The organism is Streptococcus oralis (assembly GCF_001579175.1).
Lineage (GTDB): Bacteria > Bacillota > Bacilli > Lactobacillales > Streptococcaceae > Streptococcus > Streptococcus oralis_O.
Window position 1 is genome coordinate 536,617 of sequence record NZ_KQ970760.1, and the last position, 3,834, is coordinate 540,450.

General features: G+C 41.1%; 3 protein-coding genes. All 3 read left to right on the top strand.

What is annotated here, in order from left to right; genetic code table 11:
* Nucleotides 1–111 precede the first annotated feature (111 nt).
* The 3 genes from SORDD24_RS06995 (at nt 112) to SORDD24_RS07005 (ending at nt 3,622) form a co-directional block, all read left to right on the top strand.
* Nucleotides 112–681, top strand: coding sequence for a GNAT family N-acetyltransferase (locus tag SORDD24_RS06995; protein WP_061409012.1), 570 nt, complete (start codon nt 112–114; stop codon nt 679–681).
* A 66-nt stretch (nt 682–747) separates the two neighbouring features.
* Nucleotides 748–1,398, top strand: a complete 651-nt coding sequence (locus SORDD24_RS07000; protein WP_061409014.1) for a helix-hairpin-helix domain-containing protein — start codon at nt 748–750, stop codon at nt 1,396–1,398.
* Nucleotides 1,382–3,622, top strand: a complete 2,241-nt coding sequence (locus SORDD24_RS07005; protein WP_061409017.1) for a DNA internalization-related competence protein ComEC/Rec2 — start codon at nt 1,382–1,384, stop codon at nt 3,620–3,622. Before SORDD24_RS07000 ends, SORDD24_RS07005 begins: the two co-directional genes overlap by 17 nt.
* The last annotated feature ends 212 nt before the right edge of the window (nt 3,623–3,834 follow it).

Sequence of the window (3,834 nt, forward strand, 5' to 3'; positions counted from 1 at the left end):
TTGTGATGTACTAATTTTATATAAAAGATGGATAAAAATCAAGAAAAACCGATTGCTAGGGCCTTTATTTTTTGCTAAAATGGTTGAAAATCCTTTCCAAGGAGGGAAAGTATGGAATCAATCTTTTTAAAACTAGCCCAGTATCCAATAGTGGAGACAGAGCGTTTAGTGCTTAGACCTGTAACTTTGGATGATGCAGAAGCTATGTTTGAGTATGCCTCAGACAGAGAAAATACACGCTACACTTTTCCAACAAATCAAAGCTTAGAAGAAACCAAGAACAACATCGCTCAGTTCTACTTGGCTAATCCCTTGGGACGGTGGGGAATCGAACTAAAAAGCAATGGTCAGTTTATCGGAACTATTGATTTGCACAAGATTGACCCCATTCTCAAAAAAGCAGCTATTGGTTACATTATCAACCAAAAGTATTGGAATCAAGGATTGACGACAGAAGCCAATCGTGCCGTGATTGAGCTGGCTTTTGAGAAGATTGGAATGAACAAGTTGACCGCTCTTCACGATAAAGACAATCCCGCGTCAGGAAAGGTCATGCAGAAATCAGGCATGCGTTTTTCCCATGCAGAACCATACGCTTGTATGGACCAGCACGAAAAAGGACGAATCGTTACAAGAGTTCATTATGTCTTGACCAAGGAAGACTATTTTGCAAATAAATAAGCAGTTGAAAAGATTTTTCAGCTGTTTTTTTCTTTCTCTTACGAATAACTTAAGAGAGGAGAAAATATGGAAGCAATTATCGAGAAAGTCAAAGAGTATAAAATCATTGTCATCTGTGCTTGTTTGGGTTTGGCCTTAGGCGGTTTTTTCCTGCTAAAGCCATCTACACAAAAACCCGTCACAGAAACAAATTTGTCGGCTGAAGTTGCAGCCGTTTCAAAGGATTCATCGTCTGAAAAAGAAATCAAGAAGGAAGAAAAGGAAGAGGCTCTGGAACAAGATCAGATCACAGTGGATGTAAAAGGTGCCGTTAAATCGCCCGGGATTTACGATTTGCCATTAGGAAGTCGGGTCCATGATGCGGTTCAGAAGGCTGGTGGCTTGACAGAGGAGGCAGATAGCAAGTCGCTCAATCTCGCTCAGAAAGTCAGTGACGAGGCTCTGGTATATGTTCCAACTAAGGGAGAAGAAGCAGCTAGTCAGCAGGCTACCTCTGGAACGTCTCCTTCGACAAGTAAAGAAAAGAAGGTCAACCTCAATAAAGCTAGTCTGGAAGAACTCAAGCAGGTCAAAGGCTTGGGAGGAAAACGAGCCCAGGATATTATCGACCATCGTGAGACGAATGGCAAATTCAAGTCGGTAGATGAATTAAAGAAAGTCTCTGGCATTGGCGCTAAGACCATAGAAAAGCTAAAAGATTATGTCACAGTGGATTAAGAATTTCCCTATCCCCCTAATCTATTTGAGTTTCCTGTTACTTTGGCTTTACTACGCCATTTTCTCAGCATCCTATATTGCGCTTTTAGGCTTCGTTTTTCTGCTAGTTTGTCTCTTTATCCAATTTCCTTGGAAATCGGCTGGTAAAACCTTAGTGATTTGTAGCGTATTTGGGACTTGGTTTCTGTTTCAAACTTGGCAACAGACACAAGCTAGTCAAGACTTAGTTGCGTTTGTAGAGAAGGTGAGAATTTTACCAGATACCATTAAGGTTAATGGAGATAGTCTATCTTTTCGGGGCAAGACTGACGGACGTACTTTCCAAGTTTACTATAAACTCCAGTCCGAGGAAGAGAAAGAGCAATTTCAAGCCTTGACAGAGCTATATGAGATAGAACTAGAAGGAAAACTGTCCGAGCCAGAAGGCCAGAGAAATTTTGGTGGCTTTGACTACCAAGCCTATCTGAAAACTCAGGGGATTTACCAAACTTTGACTATCAAGAGTATCCAGTCAATGAAAAAGATTAGCAGTTGGGATATAGGAGAAAATCTGTCCAGTTTACGTCGAAAGGCTGTTGTTTGGATCAAGACGCACTTTCCAGATCCTATGCGAAACTATATGACGGGGCTCTTGCTAGGACATTTGGATACGGACTTCGAGGAGATGAATGAGCTTTATTCTAGTCTAGGGATTATCCATCTCTTTGCCTTGTCGGGTATGCAGGTTGGATTTTTTATGGATGGGTTTAAGAAGCTCCTTTTGCGATTGGGCTTGACTCAAGAAAAGTTGAAGTGGCTAATCTACCCTTTTTCCCTTATCTATGCAGGTCTGACAGGATTCTCAGCTTCGGTCATTCGCAGTCTCTTGCAAAAGTTACTGGCTCAACATGGCTACAAGGGATTGGATAATTTTGCCTTAACGGTTCTTGTCCTCTTTATCATCATGCCCAACTTTTTCCTAACGGCAGGAGGTGTCTTGTCCTGCGCCTACGCTTTTATCTTGACTATGACAAGCAAAGAAGGGGAGGGGCTCAAGGCTGTTGCCAGAGAAAGTCTAGTCATTTCCTTGGGAATATTGCCCATTTTGTCCTTTTATTTTGCAGAATTTCAGCCTTGGTCTATCCTTTTGACCTTTGTCTTTTCCCTCTTGTTTGACTTGGTTTTCTTACCACTTTTGTCTGTCTTATTCATTCTGTCTTTTGTTTACCCAGTCACTCAGCTTAACCTTGTCTTTGAATGGTTGGAGGGCATCATTCGCTTGGTTTCACAGATAGCAAGTAGGCCCTTGGTCTTTGGCCAACCCAACGCATGGCTTTTGATTCTTCTCTTAGTTTCATTGGCCTTGGTCTATGACTTTAGGAAAAATATCAAAAGAGTAGCAGGGTTCAGCCTCTTTATCGTGGGACTCTTTTTCTTAACCAAACACTCGCTGGAAAATGAAATCACCATGCTGGATGTAGGGCAGGGAGAAAGCATTTTTCTAAGGGATGTAACTGGTAAAACCATTCTTATAGATGTGAGCGGTAAAGCAGAAACCGACAAGAAAATCCAAGCTTGGCAAGAAAAGGCGACGACCAGCAATGCTCAGCGCACCTTGATTCCCTATCTAAAAAGTCGAGGAGTAGATAAGATTGATCAGCTGATTTTGACTAACACAGAGAAAGAGCATGTTGGAGATTTACTAGAGGTGACCAAGGCTTTCCATGTCGGAGAAATTTTAGTATCAAAAGGAAGTTTGACACAGCAGGAATTTGTAGCAGAACTACAAGCGACTCAAACCAAGGTACGCAGTGTGACAGGAGAGGAGAATTTACCAATTTTTGGCGGTTCTTTAGAAGTCCTATCTCCAAGGAAGATTGGAGATGAAGGTAATGAGGATTCTCTAGTTCTTTATGGAAAACTTCTGGATAAGCACTTTCTCTTCACTGGAAATTTGAAGGAGAAAGGAGTGAAAGAACTTCTAAAGCAATACCCTACCTTAGAGGTGGATATCTTGAAGGCAGGTCAGCATGGTTCCAAGACCTCATCGAGTCCTGTTTTCCTTGAAAAACTCAAACCAGAGCTTACTCTCATTTCAGTGGGCAAGAACAATCGTGCCAAACTTCCCCATCAGGAAACCTTGACACGACTAGAAACTATTAAGAGTAAGATTTACCGAACAGACCAGCAAGGAGCCATTCGCTTTAAAGGATGGAATAGTTGGCGAATGGAAAGTGTTCGTTAGGAAGAAAAGTGTTATATATTAGTAAAATAAACTAAAATCTGTTGCATCATAGCGAGAAAAACGATATAATGAAAGCGACTTCAATACTAATGATACAAATGCAATGATAACCATGAAAAATCAGTAAAAGTCGCTTTATTATCTATTGGTCTTTTTCAGTCCAGTGTATCAGCTGTGACAGTTACTAAAAGTTATCGGTATGATTGGAATAC